Origin of the sequence: Leptospira selangorensis (genome assembly GCF_004769405.1) — a bacterium.
GTDB classification, from domain to species: Bacteria; Spirochaetota; Leptospiria; order Leptospirales; family Leptospiraceae; genus Leptospira_B; species Leptospira_B selangorensis.
Genome location: NZ_RQES01000010.1, coordinates 252,132 through 268,016 on the forward strand (window position 1 = coordinate 252,132; position 15,885 = coordinate 268,016).

Annotated in this window: 14 protein-coding genes; 8 read left to right on the forward strand and 6 right to left on the reverse strand. The window is 38.7% G+C overall.

Going from position 1 to position 15,885, the window contains the following annotated elements; all coding sequences use genetic code 11:
* Window positions 1–9 precede the first annotated feature (9 nt).
* The 5 genes from EHO58_RS06815 (at window position 10) to EHO58_RS06835 (ending at window position 7,170) form a co-directional block, all read left to right on the forward strand.
* Window positions 10–1,893: an ABC transporter ATP-binding protein gene (locus EHO58_RS06815; RefSeq protein WP_167483197.1), complete on the forward strand. Its 1,884-nt coding sequence runs from the start codon at window positions 10–12 to the stop codon at window positions 1,891–1,893.
* Window positions 1,894–1,902: 9 nt separating this feature from the next.
* On the forward strand, window positions 1,903–2,946 hold the full coding sequence (gene lpxK, locus EHO58_RS06820) for a tetraacyldisaccharide 4'-kinase (RefSeq protein ID WP_135679438.1): 1,044 nt from the start codon (window positions 1,903–1,905) through the stop codon (window positions 2,944–2,946).
* 131 nt (window positions 2,947–3,077) lie between these two features.
* On the forward strand, window positions 3,078–4,352 hold the full coding sequence (locus EHO58_RS06825; protein WP_135679439.1) for an LA_0442/LA_0875 N-terminal domain-containing protein: 1,275 nt from the start codon (window positions 3,078–3,080) through the stop codon (window positions 4,350–4,352).
* 143 nt (window positions 4,353–4,495) lie between these two features.
* On the forward strand, window positions 4,496–5,827 hold the full coding sequence (locus EHO58_RS06830; protein WP_135679440.1) for an LA_0442/LA_0875 N-terminal domain-containing protein: 1,332 nt from the start codon (window positions 4,496–4,498) through the stop codon (window positions 5,825–5,827).
* 20 nt (window positions 5,828–5,847) lie between these two features.
* Window positions 5,848–7,170: an LA_0442/LA_0875 N-terminal domain-containing protein gene (locus EHO58_RS06835; protein WP_425269433.1), complete on the forward strand. Its 1,323-nt coding sequence runs from the start codon at window positions 5,848–5,850 to the stop codon at window positions 7,168–7,170.
* Here the strand turns inward: EHO58_RS06835 and EHO58_RS06840 are convergent.
* Window positions 7,164–7,925, reverse strand: coding sequence for a HesA/MoeB/ThiF family protein (locus EHO58_RS06840; RefSeq protein WP_135679442.1), 762 nt, complete (start codon window positions 7,923–7,925; stop codon window positions 7,164–7,166). The two genes, EHO58_RS06835 and EHO58_RS06840, sit on opposite strands and share 7 nt — an antisense overlap.
* A 9-nt stretch (window positions 7,926–7,934) precedes the next feature.
* On the reverse strand, window positions 7,935–8,408 hold the full coding sequence (locus EHO58_RS06845; RefSeq protein ID WP_135628235.1) for a HEAT repeat domain-containing protein: 474 nt from the start codon (window positions 8,406–8,408) through the stop codon (window positions 7,935–7,937).
* 102 nt (window positions 8,409–8,510) lie between these two features.
* On the opposite strand from EHO58_RS06845, the gene EHO58_RS06850 reads away from it, so the two are divergent.
* Window positions 8,511–9,671: an LptF/LptG family permease gene (locus EHO58_RS06850; protein ID WP_135628234.1), complete on the forward strand. Its 1,161-nt coding sequence runs from the start codon at window positions 8,511–8,513 to the stop codon at window positions 9,669–9,671.
* Window positions 9,672–9,748: 77 nt separating this feature from the next.
* On the opposite strand, the gene EHO58_RS06855 is transcribed toward EHO58_RS06850, so the two are convergent.
* Window positions 9,749–10,273: a hypothetical protein gene (locus EHO58_RS06855; protein WP_135614949.1), complete on the reverse strand. Its 525-nt coding sequence runs from the start codon at window positions 10,271–10,273 to the stop codon at window positions 9,749–9,751.
* Window positions 10,274–10,638: 365 nt separating this feature from the next.
* Between EHO58_RS06855 and EHO58_RS06860 the strand changes: the two genes are divergently transcribed.
* Window positions 10,639–11,166 carry an LIC10415 family protein gene (locus tag EHO58_RS06860; RefSeq protein ID WP_100722034.1) on the forward strand — a complete coding sequence of 176 codons (528 nt, stop codon included), beginning with the start codon at window positions 10,639–10,641 and terminating at the stop codon, window positions 11,164–11,166.
* A gap of 35 nt (window positions 11,167–11,201) precedes the next feature.
* Window positions 11,202–12,287 carry an SH3 domain-containing protein gene (locus tag EHO58_RS06865; protein ID WP_135679443.1) on the forward strand — a complete coding sequence of 362 codons (1,086 nt, stop codon included), beginning with the start codon at window positions 11,202–11,204 and terminating at the stop codon, window positions 12,285–12,287.
* Between the two features lie 49 nt (window positions 12,288–12,336).
* Here EHO58_RS06865 and EHO58_RS06870 read toward each other — a convergent pair whose 3' ends face one another.
* The 3 genes from EHO58_RS06870 to EHO58_RS06880 all read right to left on the reverse strand — a co-directional run bounded on the left by EHO58_RS06870 (window position 12,337) and on the right by EHO58_RS06880 (window position 15,761).
* The gene (locus EHO58_RS06870) at window positions 12,337–13,440 is read right to left on the reverse strand and encodes an alkene reductase (protein WP_135679444.1); all 1,104 of its coding nucleotides are present in this window, start codon (window positions 13,438–13,440) and stop codon (window positions 12,337–12,339) included.
* 132 nt (window positions 13,441–13,572) lie between these two features.
* Window positions 13,573–14,679, reverse strand: a complete 1,107-nt coding sequence (locus tag EHO58_RS06875) for a CapA family protein (RefSeq protein ID WP_135679445.1) — start codon at window positions 14,677–14,679, stop codon at window positions 13,573–13,575.
* Window positions 14,676–15,761: an LIC_10091 family lipoprotein gene (locus EHO58_RS06880; RefSeq protein ID WP_135628230.1), complete on the reverse strand. Its 1,086-nt coding sequence runs from the start codon at window positions 15,759–15,761 to the stop codon at window positions 14,676–14,678. Before EHO58_RS06880 ends, EHO58_RS06875 begins: the two co-directional genes overlap by 4 nt.
* Window positions 15,762–15,885: the final 124 nt, after the last annotated feature.

A 15,885-nucleotide genomic window follows, 5' to 3' on the forward strand; every position in this document is an offset into this window, starting at 1 on the left:
TCCGGACCTATGAACGTCTATAGACGCCTCTTGGGGTATTCCTTCAAGTATAAATACAGATTAATCACCGGGATCGTACTATCCTTTTTTGTATCTATACTCAATGGTGCCTCTCTCACTAGCGTTATTCCAATTTTCAACGCAATCGGAAAAGGCGGAAAAGCTGACTTTCAAATTACACTCACCAAAAAAGAAAGTATCGCATTAAAAGTTAGGGAAGAAGGAAAAGAATTAGAAGCAATCCAAAAAATAGAAGCCCTAGTCGCAGATATAAAGATCAAGACTAACTTTTATTTAACCACTCTTCCCAAAGATCAGCTCGTTTTAATTTTTTGTTTATTCATATTTCCAATTTATCTAGCTAAACTTTTGTTCTTAACGGGCGCTGTGTACTGCATCAACTCAGGCGGTTATTTAGCTGTCCGAGATTTGCGTTTAGAACTTTATTCTAAGGCGCAGGAACTTCCTCTCAATCATTTTGTTCAAGAGAAGACAGGGATCTTTATGAGCCGCATCGTTAACGATGTAGAAGTTTTGGCAAAAATAATCAGTTCAGATCTGAAAGATGCTATCGTAGATTTTTTCTATATCATCACACATTTGCTCATTCTTCTCTTTTTAAGTTGGGAAATGTTCATCGCGGTTTTAGTCGTGGTCCCGTTGATCATGGGACCGGTAACTTCTTTTGCTGACAGGATCAGAAAAGCGACTCGCAATCAACAAGAAAGATTGTCATCATTAAACGGGCATTTGCAAGAAGTGATTTCAGGGATCCGAGTCATCCGTGCATTCTCCATGGAAAAAACGGAAGCCGGAAGATTTTGGGAGATCAATAACGATCTTTCCGACAAAACATTCAAAGGACATTTCTATCACCAGATAGGTCCTTCTTTAGTGGAACTTTCCAGCTCCATAGTTGCCGTAATATTTTTGGCTTTCGGTGCTTATTTGATCGAACTCCAAAAATTGACCTTAGGTCATTTTATGATCTTCTTCTTAACTTTGGTATTTTTGACCAGACCATTCAAGCAGATGGGAATGTTATCCAACTCCATCCAAAGTGCAGTGGCTGCCGGAACCAGAGTTTTTGAAATGCTAGATAGTGAAACGGATGTAAAAAATCCTCCAAATCCTATTTATCCAAAAAGACTTTCTAAAGAATTAAAATTCGATTCGGTAGGATACACTTACCCTGGAGCAAAAAGCCCCGCTCTATCCGACTTAAATCTTTCCATTCAAAAAGGATCCACAATCGCGTTAGTCGGTTCTTCCGGCGCAGGAAAATCCACATTGGTGGATCTTGTACCAAGATTGATCGACCCAAGCGAAGGTTCCATCACTTGGGATGGAACTGATCTCAGAAATTTAGATTTGGCATCCTTACGCAAAAAAATTTCCATCGTGAACCAACAAGTATTCTTGTTCAACGGAAGTATCCGAGAGAATATCTGCTACGGAACGGAAAAGGTTACGGAAGAAAGAATGAGAGAAGTTTCAGAACTTGCATTTGCAACTGACTTTATCTTATCTTTCGAAGACGGTTTCGATACAGTAGTGGGAGAAAGAGGAGTGATGTTGTCCGGAGGCCAAAGGCAAAGGATCTCCATCGCAAGAGCGTTATTGAATAATCCTGAAATTCTTATTTTGGACGAGGCAACTTCTGCTTTAGATACAGAATCGGAAAGAGTCGTTCAACAAGCTCTTGAATCTTTATACAAAAATAGAACTGTCATTATCATCGCCCACAGACTTTCTACAGTTCAAATCGCAGATACTATTTTTACTATGGAAGGTGGAAAGGTAGTAGAATCAGGATCTCACTCCGAGTTGATCCGCCTCGATGGAAAGTATAAGAAATTATACGAGATGCAATTCGCAGAATCTCCGGTTTAAGAAAAGAAGATGATCTCTTTTGGAAAGATCCTATTTTTTCCGATCCTATTTTTACTCAGCCTCATCTATAGGATTTTATTTTTTTTAGATAGAAGTTTTAAGAAAAAAAGAACTCTTCCTTCTTCCATAACAATCAGCGTAGGAAATTTCAGTGTGGGTGGAACAGGCAAAACTCCTTTCACTTTACATCTAGCAAAATTACTTCATTCTAATTTTCCAAATATCCCGATCGTAATCTTAAGCAGAGGATATGGCTCCTCAGGAAAAGGAACCAGAAGAGTTACTGAAAATTCTTCCGCCACTGAAATTGGAGATGAACCTCTTCTTTTAAAAAAGAATCTTCCTTTTGCTGAAGTGTATGTAGGAAGTAATAGATACGACTCTTATCTGCAATTCAGATCCGAAAACAAAATACCAACTGATCAAAAGGTATTTACATTATTAGATGATGGATTCCAACATCACGCTTTAAACAGAGATTTAGATTTAGTTTTATTAGATTGTACAAAACTTTCTAAAATGGAATTTGTTCTCCCTTTAGGTTTATTAAGAGAATCTTATAGTTCAGTATCCAGGGCGAATTTTTTAATCGCTTCTAAATTTTCGGAAGAATGGGAAGATCTACTTTCTAAATGGATCCAAAAATACAGACCTTCTCAAACCTTAAAATTTAAGTTTTCTCCCCAGAAACTAGTTCCACTTTCTTCTGAGGCTTCAGAAGTTTCCGTTAAAGATCTATTAGGAAAATCAGTATTCAGCTTTGCAGGTTTGGGAAATCCGGATTCGTTTTATTCTTCTTTAAAAGATCAAAATCCATCCGAACTAAAAACCAAATCTTATCCAGATCATTATTCTTATACGAAAGAAGATCTAGTTCATATTTCTGAAAAATCTTCCGATCAAGATTACATTATCTGTACGGAAAAAGACGGAGTAAAGATCGCTTCGCTTATTGAAATGGATAAAAATTTTTCCAAATGGTTTTATCTCAGATTAGAAACCGTTCTGGAAAATGAATCAGAGTTGGTAAATTCGGTCCGTAGTTTCATCTAACCAAACAAAAAGACTTTCTCTTTCTTTAAAAAATAGTATGATTCTTTTCTCTCTCCTATATTTGTGTAGGAATATAGTGAATGGAAATAAATTTTTAACTAATATTTTATACAATGAATGAAGAAGGTTGAATGAAATCCAAAATTCTATTTCTATTCTTATTATTCCTACCGGCGATTGTATTTGCAGAACCCCAGACTGTATACTTACGTAACGGCCAAATATTACATGGGGATGTCATCAACCAAACCGCGGCCTATATCGATATAAAATTACAAAACGGGGAGACAAGACGTATCCAAAAGGAAACTATCCTGAGGATCGCCTATAGGGAACCTCAAAAAGAAGAGCCTAAAAAAGTCGAACCTCTAATACCTGTCGAAAAGCAAGAGCCCAAAAAACAAGAACCCGAAATTGTTTCACCTCCCCCGGTCGTCAAAGAAGCTAAAAGAGTTGTCAGAAGTCCATTAGAAAGACATTATATAGATTTTTATTTGGGAGCGGGAAATGGAACCTTCTCCCCCCAAACCATAGACTTTTATTATAAATACCAAAACATTAGGAGTATATTCGTTGATGCGACTCCTTTCTTCCTAGCAGGAGGTCCAAAACGTACTGCAGGCACTTCCGTCTCAGCAGGGATCAATTATAAGTTCAAAAAATTCTCCATAGAAGCCGGAGGAATGGAAACCAATACTTCCACAAGCTCTCGGAATATAGGTCCCGAGGCGGAACCGATAGTGATTTACGGATCTTATCCGGAACAAATGAAGGCGGCTTTTTTCAAAACATCGTATTCTGCACTATCCAAATCTAATTTCGAGTTATATCCGAGTGTAGGCTATATCCGAACTTGGAATAGAACGAAGGACTCTCAGTCACAGGTATTTCAACAAGATAATGTGGCTGGGAAATCAAACTTTCAAGCTTCCGAAAGTTTAAGTGGCACATCCATCGGATTAGGCTTCGCTTATTTGTTCGGATCTAAAGTCGAGATAAGGTCTGAATTCGAATCCTTAAGCATGAAAGGCTCCCAATCCATCCACCAAGATTATACGGCTATATTTTTAGCCCCTCCTTACACTTTATTTGTATTACCTGGCGATTATAGTTTTGATTGGAAGGCAAAAGGAACTCACGCTTCCTTAAAGTTGAGTTATTTTTGGAAAATGGGGATCGGATTTTTTATCAAATATGATTCTTATCAATGGAAATATTCCCTACAAGATGGAAGTTTTCCGATCACACTTTCTCTAGATGACGATCCCCCTACTTTGTCCGAACTTGTAAGTTGGAATTTCAGTCAAAAGCTCGTGGCTCAAACTATAAATGCCACAAGTAGAGCGACTTCCATACAATTTGGAATTTCTAAAACCTTAAACTTCGGACCGGAGGAAAATTATTAACCGAAGTATATTTTTAAGAATGTAGTATTTGTTATACGATAACCGTTCTTAGTTTTCTGGCATGTCAATTTATTGCTTGAATCTTACTTTCATTCCAGGGATTCTTTCCCAGAATTCCAAATTGAATGGGATCAAGATAGGAAATGCGAAGGCTAAAAAATAAAATATACGCGGCAATTTTCTTCGGATGTCTGATCTGTTCCTTAACTTCTGTCTATCCAAACGATCAAGTCATCTATATGAAGGACGGAAGAGTGATCACAGCGGAGATTATTTCCCAAACCGCATTCAAAATGGTGATCAAACTACCTGATGGTTCCACAAAGGAAATTTCAAAACAAGAAATCAAAAGAGTAGCATTTAAAGAAGCCAAAACTCCGGAACCTAAAGATAAAACTCCTGTTGGACCTCCTACACCTACTCCGGAAGAAATTGCAAAACAACAAGAAGAAGATTCTAAAAAACAAGCTATCATAGACGAGAAGGCAGAAAAAAGAAAAAAACAGATCGAAGAAGCAAAACGAAATCGTTTAGATATATTTTTAGGCACTGGATCCGGAATAGTAAACTTCCAAGGAGCAAATTATTACGACAGTGTAATTGCAGTCGGAAGTAGCTTGGGGCAAGACAGTGGTAAATTCGAATATCCGATAGAACCAAAACCTAAAAGTGGAAAGGCTCACTCTTTAGAGATTAGATACTCTTGGAACAGATTTGTAGGAGAAGCAGGCGCAAGTTCCGTCACATCTACCGCAACCCAAACTATTATCGGAATAGATGGTCCGAGCAGCGGGACTTTTCCAAAATTTATCCATGGAAATTATGACGTTTCTATGAAACATGCTTATGGAAATTTTTCTTACTCAGTATACCCAAATCCAAAATACGATATTCGTCCGGTGATCGGATACCACCAGTTCTGGACAAAAACTGACAATTCAAATTCGTTAACTTTAGGAACAGGAGTGGCCCCACTGTTTAGTGACCAATATTTTGGAACCGCACCTACTTCAGTTGCAGAAGGTTTAAAAGGTTTCTCCTACGGGGTTCAATACGATGTAAAATTCGAAAAGTTCGAGATCCGCGCTGGACTTCATATTTTACAAATGAAAGGTTTCGGAACTTACGATCGACACCTAAATGCTTATGCACCTATTAGCGCTCAAGCCCAATCAGAGAATATCGATGTGTACAATAAATGGGTCGCAAAAGGAGCCATCATTGATCTGAAATTTTTATATCCTTGGAAATACGGAGTTGGCTTTTGGATGGGACTAAATAGTACGAGTTGGACTTACACTATGTCAGAGACCGCCTTGAGCGTCGGGAATGGAGATTCTTCAGGAGTGGATCCGGAAAGTTACCCATTAGGAAAATTATTGTTCGAATCTCTTATCGGCCCTGGAGCACTCAAAGAAACAAAATCCACTACAATACAAATTGGAGCGACTTACTCGTACGACTTTAATAAATAAAATCGTCTAATCTTTTTGAAATGTTTTATCTGAAACGAATTTTCGTTTTAAGCCTAGTTGTTCTCATTCCGATTAATATTTTTCCCGAAACACAATATGTTTATATGAAAGATGGTAGAATTCTCAAGGGAGAAGTTCTTCATCAAAGTGCATTCAAGATCAGGTTCAAAAGTGCAGAAGGAAAGGAAGAAGAAATACTAAAATCTTCCATTCGCAGAATTACATTCAAAAATCCTGATATAAAAGAACCTATCAAACAGGAAAAGATCGAAAAAGCTGATCCTGTAATCGAGGCAAAACCAAAAGAAGAAGAAAGTCAAAAGAAACCAGAGGAAGAAATCCTCAAAAAAGCAAACGCCTCTTTCATTCCTTCATATCGCCATAGTTTCGAAATTTTAGGCGGAATAGGAAGAAGCAGCTATGAAAGCCAAGTGCCAAATTTCCATAGAAATGTGGAACAGTACGGTTCGATCTTAGGTGGTAATGGCGGCTTCTTTTATAATTCTCCGGATCGAAAAAATTCAGACGCAAAAACGATAAACCTAAGATACACATGGAAACGTTTTGTAGGAGAATTAGGAGGATCTCATTTAAACTCCCTAGAATCAGTGAATAATTTCGGGAGTATAGTTTATCCTGATCTTTCCGGAACGACAATTTCCCAAGGAGCATTTACACCGGGAGTCCCCTACCATACAATTAGTTATAAACAGATAAATGCTCAAATCTCCTATGCAGTATTTTCCAAGTCAGGGCTCGAAGTCAGGCCTATATTAGGTTATCATAAAATATGGCAGAAGGGAAAGGACGATTCTACTTACGAAATTTCTCCTAAGGATCCAACAAATACTAATGCAATAGACTGGACCATAAAATACGGAGTCAGTTTCAGCGATTATCTAAGTGGTCCTTCTGTAGGAGCTGCACTAGAATACAAATGGAGGGAAAAATGGGAAACTCGGTGGGAATTCCAAAAACAATTCTTACATGGAAATTCAATTTATACTAGAGACCAGATCGCTTATCTTTTGGGAAGTTTTTTCGAAGAAAGAGCAGCCTTAAATAATCAATGGAAAGTAAACTCTCAAACTATTTCCGGAAAATTGATCTATCATTGGAGAGATTCGGTATTCTTTTGGACAGGATTCCAATATTCTAAACTCACTTACAAGATGGAACATTTTGGAGGGGACTTGGATTTAAATGGAAGCCCTTTAAATGCTTATATAAACACTGTATTAATCCAATCTTTAACCCAAGGACTTGCAGGAAATTCCACTGCAAAAGCGATCTTTGTAGGAGCCGGATATTCTTTAGACTTTTCTAAAAAAGAAGTTCAGTGAATATTCCCACAGACTGTACAGTCCTTTCGTCTGACTGTAGAGATAGTCCTGAATTCCATAGATTTAGAATCTACTTGTAAAATTCTACCGAATAAACCCGATTCTCTCTCGGAATCATTTAATAAAAATTGAATACTTTCGGTAGCTTGGATTGTACCTATCATTCCGGCCATACTACCGATCACTCCTGCATCCGCACAAGAAGGCACATGCTCCGGAGCGGGAGGATTTTCATAAACACATCTAAAACATGCGTCCTTTCCAGGACGAACTCCCATCACCATTCCTTCAAAACGAAGAACACCTGCCGTTATAAAAGGGATCTTCTCCCTTATACATATATCGTTCGTTAAAAACTTAGTATCGAAATTATCGGAACCTTCTAAAACCAGATCGGACCCACTCAATAGATCTTTGGCATTCTCTCCGTTAAGTCTAGCGCATATACCTTCCACATTTATATAAGGATTTAAAGAACTAAGGTTTTCGGAAGAAGCTTCTGATTTAGACCTTCCTATATCAGAATGTTTGAATATGATTTGCCTTTGTAGATTTGTGGTTTCGACAATATCGGAGTCGATGATCCGAATATTTCCTAGTCCGGCGGCCCCTAAATACAACAAAGCCGGAGATCCAAGACCCCCGGCTCCTATTACCGTTACTACGGATTTTTTGAGTTTTTCCTGACCGCTACGTTTAACTTCGTTTAGAAGAATATTCCTGGAATAGCGACTCAGTTCCTCCGGACTCAACACCGAAAAGGATTAACCCTTCAGTTTTTTAGTGAGAACGTTTAAGAAATCGGAAACAAACTCATCAGATCTACGATTTTTATCCGCAAATTCGAGAGCTTCTTTCGCAGCGTCTTCCGCCTTCTCATTTTTAATCACGATGTTTAGTATAGAAACGAGAGCAGTATAAACGATATCTCCGTTATCAGAGCTGATCACTTTATTTTTCAAAGCGATTGTAGTATCACCTGCTTCTCCGATTTGACCCAAAGCAATCCCTGCAGGAACTGCAACTTTAGGATCGTTGGAACGGTTCAGAAGATTGATCAATTCCGGAACTGCGGATTTTTCTTTTTTATCTCCCAAATAACGGGAAGCTTCGATTTTTTCCTGATCGGATCCGCTGGAAAGTGCCTTGATATGATCTTCCGTACTTTTTTCGGCAGAAACCGAAACGGTAAAAATAAGAGTGGCGAGTATTGCGAACGTAATGGCGCTTTTTTTCATGATCTCCTCCTGTGACCGAGAAATCTTCCCTTAAGAGCCAGGATCGTCAACCCAAATAAATGGTTCGTAGGAATCGCTCGGCCTTTTGATGATGGATTCGGAATGCAATTCAGTCTTCCCGAAATCCGTCCCAAAGAATGGATCCACAGAATTAAGGAGGAATTTTTCCCTCCTAGGATCTTGGATAAATATGTATTCTCGGAGTTTGTAAAAATATTTATCGGGGCCTTGATCACTTTAGGATTTTTGGCCTTTATGTCTTCCTATAGCGATATTAAGGGAGATATGGCTTCCTCCAAAGGTGGGAAGATCCACGGCTGGCTTTTCATACTATTCCGGCTCCCTCAGATGCTCATCCAGTACATCATGAACATCGCCATACTATTCTCCGTTTCTTTTTCCGTAGGTCAATTCTCGGCAAACAAAGAATTAGTGGCCATGATGGCCGCAGGTATCTCTTTTCGAAGGATTGTAACTCCTATCGTAGCATTCAGTTGTGTACTTTGGTTTGCTGCATTCTTCTTAAAACAAACAGTTGTGGCTCCTTTAAACGCAAGGGCAAACGAAGAACATAAGATGTTAAAAGAAGGAGACCAAAACACATTAGTAGGAGTGGTCTACCAAAAACATTTCAAAGGCCAAGAAGGTTTTTATTATATTTATTATTACGATACGAAAGAAGAAGAGATCAAAGGTGGATTCAACTATATCCGCCTGACTCAAGAACAAACTCCTGATTATCTTTTAGTAGCTCAAAGAGCAAAGTTTGATTATCAAAAAGAAGTTTGGGTCTTAAAAAGTGTAGAAGAGACCAAATTTGATGATGAACTACAAGTAGTCTCCGTACAAAAATTTACGGAGAAGGAATACTTACTTCCGGAAAAGCCTGACTATTTCAAAAAGTTAAAAGGTTCCGTAGAAGAAATGAATTTTTTCGAACTTTTAGAAGAGAAAGAAAATCGTATTCGTAAAGGTTTATCTTACGGAGATGTGGATATTGCAAAACATACATTATTCGCAGAACCTTTACTGATCGTTGTTTTAACTTTAGTAGGATGTGCCAGTGGGTTTTTTACCAAAAGAATGGCGATTGTTTCCTCTCTCGGCGTTAGTATCGGGGTAGCACTTCTTTATATGGTCATGGACCCTTCTTTTAAATCTTTAGGAGAGAACGAAGTCATTCCTATATGGCTTGCAAGTTGGATCACTCCGATGTTATTCCTATCAGGACTCTATGTAGTTTATAAAAGACTCAAAGTCTGATCGAAAATAAAAAAGCCTCCTAAAAAAAGGAGGCTTTCAAAACTCTCTCGTAAAAAGAGAATTCTATTTTTTTAATATTATTTTCCACCCTTAGGCGTAACGGTCGCTTTTGGAACAATCACTCTTATATTATTCTTTTGGATCTTATATCCTCCGGAAACAGTAATAATCCCTTTGAATAGATCGGAAGTATCGGTAATTTTTGCCATAAACCAGCTTCCGGTCCTAGCTTCTTCCTTGGATTCAGGAGCTCTGTATCCGTCTTCTGTTCCCATATCGAACATGATCACTTTTACTCCTAACTTCAGATCCTTGTCTGTAGCAAGTCGGGTCATGTAAAAGTTTTTGGTCCAATACTTCTTACCGTCAGTCACTTGTAGGAATTCCCCCTCTCCCTTTGTTTTAGTGGCAGAAGCGGGAGTCATTTCCTTAGCGATATATACGTTGATATAAGTTTGGTCGTTATATTCCTCTCTGGAAACAAAATAGTCGTCTGGCTGGATGTAATGATCATCCTCTTCTGCAAACGCCCCAGTAGAAAATAAACTTAAATACAAGGCAAAGATGGATACTACCTTGAAGATATCGGTTCTTTTTTTCATCGTTCAACTCCGTGTAAACCTATTCAATTTTTATCCCGAAAAACCTTTTACGAGACAAATTGTGAATAATTTATTTCATATGGGAGATGTCAACGTTTCCAAACTAGCCAGGATATAAGCGGAGAAGGCGAAGATGCCGCTTAAACCATAAAAAGCTCAGCTATTCCTATTCGGATTTTTTTCCGAAAAAACTGAATTTTTTGAAAAAAATTCATTGGTTCTCTAAAGTTTGACCGATACTTAGTACAGATATGCCTAGGGAGTAACCGCTTAGATGCGACATAAACTCTTTGGAAAATGAAGAATCGGATTTATCTACCGATTTTCCAAAGGTTCGCCGGTACACCGAAAGGAGGGTAAAGAACATGGACGTTCAACTTACGAATCTAGTCTCATCAGCAGAGAAACTTCTCCGCGACAAGAGATCTTCCGTTCCGGGAAGAACGGGAGTGCCCTCGGAAGCCCAGAACGCAGCCGACAAAACCGAGTTTTCTAGTAGCTTAACTTCTAGATACTTGAAAGTCCAAGAAACCTTGGGGAATCTCCAAGAACAACTTTCTAAAGAACAAATGAAACTCGGAGTATTGAGCGAAGCTAAGAGCACACCTAAAGAGGAACTGATCAATGTCCTTTTTGGAGAAACTCCTTTGTTCAGAGAATTGGTAGAAAATCCGAATCAGGATCTAAACCAATTGAGAGAGCAGGTCCAAGTGAAAAAGGACCAACTGATGGATTCTATCCGCAAATACGAAGTGGAATCCGAGAATGTGCTCTCCGTCGGAATGCTTAAGAACCCTGAAAATTTCCGGAAATCGATCGAGAACCTTTCCGGCAAAGACATTCAGATGAAACAGCTTTCCGAGAAAACGATAGAAAGACTGATCCAAGATTAAAAAGCTCTTGCGGGCCCGGATCTTAAAAGGATGCTGTGGCTGCAATGGCGCTTAAATTCCGGATCTTATTATTATTACTTCTTCCTCCATTGTATCTTTCTTTGGTCGCTCAGACCTCAGATCCATATCATTATGTTCTGATCACCTCAGGAGTGTTAAACGTTAGAGAAACTCCTGAAACCGGAAAGATCATCTTTACGTTAAACAGAGGAAACAAGGTCAAAATCCTCCCAGACGAAACGAAAGGCCCGATCGATTGGGCTAAGATCAAAGCTGAAGATGGTAGAACAGGTTTTGTTTCCAGAAAATATTTAGGACTTACACCTCCCGATACTTTGGACGAGTACAAATTGATCGGATTCGTTTGGTCCGGATATGATCCTAAAGATCTTCCTACTTTTGTTCCACTTGCATTCTTCAGCCAAAAAGGTTGGCAAGAGGCAAAAGACGAATACGAATTCGATTATAAATTTAGAAGTGGTGTGAATACTTCTCTTCCTTCTTTTTCATTATTAGAAGGAGACAAAGGTCCTTCCTTTTCCGCTGCCTCACCTACCACGTATGGATGCCAAGAATTTCCCGCTTTAAAAGTGAAACCTACTGGAGATGTGAAAGCCAAAAAAGATTGGTTGGTATATTCTCCGGATCTAGGACTACAATCTATTCCACTCCAGGAACTATCCAAAACGGATCCTGATTATACTCTTTTCAAGAACTTAGCGGAAACAACTTGGAAAGCAAGAGGATATCCAGAAACGGAATGGCTTCATTCCACAATGGAAGAAGTATATTCCTTTAAAAATAATAAAAAAGAGACCTTTCTTTCCGGAAGGATCGCTTATCATAAAAAGGGCGCAGAAAGAAGGTATCTCTACTTACTGGGACGAAAGTTCGGAACAGATAGGGTTTTGATCTCTTACGAAAAGTCCGAAAAACTTTCGGAAGATTTAGGATTTTACGGAGGTTCCTATCATTTAATCGGAGTCATCTATAGAGAAGAAGATCCTGTTCCTATATTATTATTCACTGATATAGGATACGACTCTTCTATTAAATCTTTGTACGAATTAAAGAATGGGACCTTGCAATTATTATTGAGAGGTGCAGGAGACGCCTGCTAATCTTCTTCTTTTCCCGCCGCTATAATAAACGGCGGGAGTTCGATTTCTTTTAAACCTTAGAAAGCGCAGCCACCGGATAATCAGTGTATCCTTTTTCTCCAGGGGTATAAAAGAGAGAAGCATCCGGATCTGCAAGAGGAATCCCCTTCTCCAATCTTTCCACTAAATCAGGATTTGAAATAAAGTTACGACCGAAAGCGATTAAATCCGCATTCTTATTTTTCAGGTCGGAATCCGCACGATCAGGATCATATCCACCCGAAAGTATATAAGCCCCGTTCGGATTTTCCGATTTATAAGATTCCCTGATCAAAGCGACTGTGGAATCCTTAGGTGCGGGAGCTCCCATAGAAGAATGGTTCACGATATGGATATAAACGAGTCCAAGTTTTCCTAAGGATACAGCGAGATCCTTATATTGTTCTTCTATTTCATCATGAATTTCTAAATCGTTAAATACGCCGTAAGGAGAAAGTCTGATCGCTACTTTATCCGCTCCAATCGCTTCTATAACTGCAGTTGCAACTTCTACAGCGAATTTATTTCTCTTCTTCCAATCTCCGCCGTATTCATCGGTTCTATGATTTGCACTCGGATGTAAAAATTGTTCTATCAGATATCCGTTAGCGCCATGAAGTTCCACTCCATCAAATCCCGCTTTGATCGCGTTCTCTGCCGCGTTTACATATTCTCTGATCGCAACTTGGATATCTTTTGAATTCATTTCTTTTGGAGAAGAATAAGGTTGGTTTCCTTCTGCATCCGTCCAAGTAGTTCCTTTTAATCCGATCGCAGAAGGTCCTACTAATTCCGCGCCCTTAGGAAGATTGAGATGATTTCCTACTCTTCCGGAATGCATAAGTTGTATGAATATTTTACCTTGTTTTGCGTGCACTGCGTCCGTTACCTTCTTCCAACCCTGAACTTGCTCTTCCGAAAAAATTCCAGGGATCCTTGCGTATCCTAAACCGTTGGGAGAAGGAGAAACACCTTCCGTAATCAGTAAACCTGCACCTGCTCTTTGGGAATAATATTCCGCCATCAAATCGTTCGGAATATTTCCGATCGCTCTTGATCTGGTCATGGGAGCCATAACTGCTCTGTTTTTTAGCTTATTCTTTCCTAATGTATATTCGGTAAATAATAGGTTCATTTCTTGCCTCGGATCTTAGACAGGTAAATACTTCATGAGTGAACCTTTTTTATATAAAGCAATAAAGAAAAGATAAGAAGAAGTTACCGAATTTCCGCCGACCTGAGTTTAGTCAACGGCTCACAGCAACAATTAAGGACCTAGTAGATCTACTGTGTCTTTATAGAATTGTTTCATTCTTTGGTAAGAAGTTTCAGGAAGTTTTCTATCTTGGTCATTGTTTAAATATTTTTTAACAGGCAATAATCTGAACTGAGTTCTGGATCCAGTTCTGTCTATATATACCCAAACTGGTTCATAACCTATATCAAAAATATTTAATTTATCATTTTCTTTGGATAAGGAGAATTTAAGGATAAGCCCACCGTCTACGTAACGTCTGTCTTGTCCGGAGATAAAATTGCCCAAAGAATAAATATAAAATCTTTCTTTTGAGATTCCGAATTTATCCTTAATCGTTTTTTTACCGAACTTCTGGAGAGTGTGAGGATGGCCTCCCAAGACTATATCCGCTCCGGAAGAAAATGCATGATCCACCATTTCGACCTGAAAAGGGTCCGGTTGGTGCAAATATTCCGTTCCATAATGATACATTACTATAATTGCATCCGGTTTGGATTTTTTCGCCAAAACAATATCCGAAGCGATCTGATCCTTATCGATCAGATTAACTACTGTTCCAGCCGGAATTTCCAGGCCATTGGTCCCGTAAGTATAATCTAAAAATGCAAGATTCAGGTTTCCGACAGGGACGAATAATATTCTATTTTTCTCATATTCTTCCTTGTCCTTATAAGTTCCCAAATGTTTTAGACCTAGTTGATCCAATACGGAAAGAGTTCTTACAACTCCCAACTTTCCCTTATCACAGGAATGGTTATTTGCAGTGGATAACACATCGAAACCGATATCCTTAATCGCTTTTGCAAGAGAATCCGGAGCACCGAATTGGGGATAACCTGTATATTGTTTCTGATCTCCCGGAAGAGTGGTTTCTAAATTTCCAACTGCAAGATCCGCTTCTGTGATCATAGAAGATACTTCTTGGAATACTTCGTCAAATTTCCAGCAGTCACATTCTTTATCGTAAGCCGTATCTATTTGAGTTTGGTGAGACATGATATCTCCAACTGCTACAATTCTAACTGCGTCGGTTGGAGAACCAGTTTTAACGTTCTGAGAAGAACAAGGGATCGCAAAAAATGCAATCCCCAAACAAAAGATACAGCTTCGGATCATTTTTTAGGTTCCGGCGGGAGGGCTTCTATCAAAGAGAATCCTTTTTCGATCGGTTTACGATTACGAAGAAGTATTGTTGTATATAGAACATTTTCTTTGTTCAGCCAAGTTTTTAGGTTATCCAAAGATTGGATATTATAATGGAAAGGAAACTCTCTCGGAAACATTTCTCCATCCGGAAATCCGTATACCTTAGCACCTTTTGTAACAGTGCGGATCACTATAGTTTTAGAATCTCCGTACAAATTTAGGAAGTTCTTTCTCATTCCTTCCGGATATCTAAAATATTCTTCTGCATTAGAAGTGTATAAAATACGGATCGGGATCTCTAATTCTTTTGCTTTTTCGGAAATTGAATTTATGGTCTTGTCTCCCAATAAATTCCCATCAATCGCGATTATTTTTCCATCTAAAACCAGATTTCTTAAATGATCATAATCCTTTGTGTCATTATGAAAAGAAGTAAATTGAGGATATACTTTAGAGATCTTATGCAAATCGCCTAAACGTTGAGGGACAGCTCCTTTCCTAAGAGCGATTTGATAAGACTTTAGAATTACTTGATATTCCGGATCATTCGAAAATCTTTTTTCAATGATAGGAAGAACAGTATCCTTATTTTTAGGGTCCCAAAGTTTTTCATACTCCGGATAAGTAGGGGAAATTTCTAAAAAATGTAGATGAAGTCGATTAATAGAAACCGTTACCGGATCAAAATCGAAAAGATAAGCGAATTCACTTCTTGCCCAAGCGATCAAAGTTAAATTCTGATCCGTCCCGACTCCCATATAACCACCGCCTAAACCCACTACTCTGGATTTAAACAGGTCCAATCTTCTTTCATTGGAAGAAGGATAATGTTCCGCATGAAGATGACGATCTGCAGGAGGAGTATCGATTGCTGCAAGTTGTAGGCCTTCTCTAGTTAATGAAGCCTTTCTCCCAAATACTGAATGATCTCCCTGGCCTTGACCGGCAGAACAATCGATAAGATAGAAGACCGAACAAATGAATAAAACCGTTAAGAATAGATTTCTTTTATTTTTGTGTAAAACGACCGTCTGAGGTCCTTTTTTTCTCATGAAATTTCTGCATCCCCTGGGTGCTAATACCCTTCAGACAGAACTTATTAAACGGGTCTTATACGGGAAGAACTTTACGAGGCGAGCATACAAGACCGCCGTCTTTCCAAAAGAACGACCGGAT

What these genes read in the sequence shown, in the direction of transcription:
- EHO58_RS06855 (WP_135614949.1), bottom strand. Translation starts at nt 10,273, where the DNA reads ATGAAAAAAAGAACCGATATCTTCAAGGTAGTATCCATCTTTGCCTTG.
- EHO58_RS06830 (WP_135679440.1), top strand. Translation starts at nt 4,496, where the DNA reads ATGCGAAGGCTAAAAAATAAAATATACGCGGCAATTTTCTTCGGATGT.
- EHO58_RS06845 (WP_135628235.1), bottom strand. Translation starts at nt 8,408, where the DNA reads ATGAAAAAAAGCGCCATTACGTTCGCAATACTCGCCACTCTTATTTTT.
- EHO58_RS06825 (WP_135679439.1), top strand. Translation starts at nt 3,078, where the DNA reads ATGAAATCCAAAATTCTATTTCTATTCTTATTATTCCTACCGGCGATT.
- EHO58_RS06860 (WP_100722034.1), top strand. Translation starts at nt 10,639, where the DNA reads ATGGACGTTCAACTTACGAATCTAGTCTCATCAGCAGAGAAACTTCTC.
- EHO58_RS06875 (WP_135679445.1), bottom strand. Translation starts at nt 14,679, where the DNA reads ATGATCCGAAGCTGTATCTTTTGTTTGGGGATTGCATTTTTTGCGATC.
- EHO58_RS06850 (WP_135628234.1), top strand. Translation starts at nt 8,511, where the DNA reads ATGCAATTCAGTCTTCCCGAAATCCGTCCCAAAGAATGGATCCACAGA.
- EHO58_RS06815 (WP_167483197.1), top strand. Translation starts at nt 10, where the DNA reads ATGAACGTCTATAGACGCCTCTTGGGGTATTCCTTCAAGTATAAATAC.
- EHO58_RS06870 (WP_135679444.1), bottom strand. Translation starts at nt 13,440, where the DNA reads ATGAACCTATTATTTACCGAATATACATTAGGAAAGAATAAGCTAAAA.
- EHO58_RS06880 (WP_135628230.1), bottom strand. Translation starts at nt 15,761, where the DNA reads ATGAGAAAAAAAGGACCTCAGACGGTCGTTTTACACAAAAATAAAAGA.
- lpxK (WP_135679438.1), top strand. Translation starts at nt 1,903, where the DNA reads ATGATCTCTTTTGGAAAGATCCTATTTTTTCCGATCCTATTTTTACTC.
- EHO58_RS06835 (WP_425269433.1), top strand. Translation starts at nt 5,848, where the DNA reads ATGTTTTATCTGAAACGAATTTTCGTTTTAAGCCTAGTTGTTCTCATT.